Raw genomic sequence first — 1,677 nt, 5'->3', positions numbered from 1 at the left:
ACAAACTGCTTAAGAGGGATTCGCAACGCGTGGCATTTTTGCTATGCGTTGATTTTAGTGCTTAAGGTGGTATGCGGCGGCTTTTGTATTGCGTTGCTCACCCCTTAGCAGGGCGTTATAACTCAGGAGGAAGAGTGGAAAATTTCCCGATAGAAAAGCTCAAATTTACAAGTGCAAAGATTTCTGGCGTCGATGGTGACGTTTCACTTGAGATAGGAATAGAGCCGTTTGAACTTAGTCTAGACGACTATTCTGAGAAAATAGAAACTGTAATTAGCCTAAACGGTATAAATTTACCTACCGAACGTAACGAACTTGCTGGTAGAACATTTACTTTCCCTGTAAACCCTGATGACGGGTATATTGATGGGTCAGTTTACTTCTTTGCTGCTCATAGTCCTGTTGATATAACTGAAATTAAATTTGGCGAATCGACAAATGGAAAGTTACCTATGACACTTGAATCATCATGGGTACTGGAATTTGAGCTAACAGGGTTTAAAAACTTACATACAACAATCCACACGTATCTGAAGTTATAACAAACTGTTTAAGAGTGATTCGCAACGCGTGGCATTTTTACTATGCGTTAGGTTTAGTGGTTAAGGTGGTATGCGGGAGCTTCAGTATTGCGTTGCTCACACCTTAACAGGGCGTTATGCGCCAATAAGGAAGTCATGAAGTTTATTGGAAAATATGGAGAGCACTTAGTGCTTTCTCAACTTTTAAAGTTAGATATTGAAGCTTATCTAGCTATTAAATCGAACCAAGAAGATTACGACATTACCGTTGTGCTTGAAAGCTCAAGAGTTCTTAGAATTCAAGTGAAAACTACAGATCTGCATAACCAAAATACTAATAACTCAATATCAGGTGTTGAGAAAAGATATGACTTTTTAGTGTTGGTAATAATGGATAAGAATACTGATCATTTATTCATCATGTCTCGTGAAGAGGCTCTTGCTCTAAAAGGAAGTTCAGTGAAGTTTAGCTGTTCTTTTAAGCAGAGTGGGGTGTCGACAATAAAACCTGAGTTAGAAAAATATAGGGACAACTGGTTAACTTTAACTGGCGCATAACAAACTGTTTAAGAGGGATTCGCAACGCGTGGCATTTTCACTATGCGTTGATTTTGGTGTTTAAGGTGGTATGCGGCGGCATCGGTATTGCGTTGCTCACCCCTTAACAGGGCGTTATGTGCTTGGAGGAAAAATGGAATATTTTCAGTACTATGGAATCGACTGGGTTGCAATGGTACTTACGTTTCTTGCAATTTGGCAAATTGGAAATAAGAACAAAATCGGTTTCATTTTAATGATGTGCGGTAACACTAGTTGGGTAGCAGTTGGTTATCTTACTGGCAGTGTGGCAATGATAATTGCAAATATCATCTTTTTCTCAATGAACCTTAGAGCAATCATCAAATGGTCGACGCCAGAGAAAGAGCCTAAAGTTAGTGTTGCTGAGCAGTCATCTACAAGCTAGAAGTTCGCACATAACAAACTGTTCAAGAGGGATTCGCAACGCGTGGCATTTTTACTATGCGTTGATTTTAGTGTTTAAGGTGGTATGCGGAAGCATCAGTATTGCGTTGCTCACACCTTAACAGGGCGTTATGTTCTTGGAGGACGTGGTGGAGTATCAAAGAGATAGGGTAACTTTTAGCGTTTTCCATAA

At 39.7% G+C, this 1,677-nt stretch carries 3 protein-coding genes; all 3 read left to right on the top strand.

Translation table 11 applies throughout. From position 1 onward, the window contains the following. The first annotated feature begins 134 nt into the window (after positions 1–134). The 3 genes from R7O13_RS23990 (at position 135) to R7O13_RS23980 (ending at position 1,485) form a co-directional block, all read left to right on the top strand. Entirely contained in the window at positions 135–542 is a 408-nt protein-coding gene (locus tag R7O13_RS23990; protein WP_213964658.1) for a hypothetical protein, read from the top strand. Positions 543–677: 135 nt separating this feature from the next. Further along, positions 678–1,079: a hypothetical protein gene (locus R7O13_RS23985; protein ID WP_050903614.1), complete on the top strand. Its 402-nt coding sequence runs from the start codon at positions 678–680 to the stop codon at positions 1,077–1,079. A gap of 133 nt (positions 1,080–1,212) precedes the next feature. Continuing rightward, the gene (locus R7O13_RS23980) at positions 1,213–1,485 is read left to right on the top strand and encodes a nicotinamide mononucleotide transporter (RefSeq protein WP_005462157.1); all 273 of its coding nucleotides are present in this window, start codon (positions 1,213–1,215) and stop codon (positions 1,483–1,485) included. Positions 1,486–1,677 lie beyond the last annotated feature (192 nt).

The sequence above is a fragment of the Vibrio sp. Y176 genome (assembly GCF_033438945.1).
This window is presented reverse-complemented; position numbering and strand designations above follow the sequence as displayed.

Excerpts from the sequence above, each read along its gene's own strand:
- R7O13_RS23985 (WP_050903614.1), top strand. The coding sequence starts at position 678 with ATGAAGTTTATTGGAAAATATGGAGAGCACTTAGTGCTTTCTCAACTT.
- R7O13_RS23980 (WP_005462157.1), top strand. The coding sequence starts at position 1,213 with ATGGAATATTTTCAGTACTATGGAATCGACTGGGTTGCAATGGTACTT.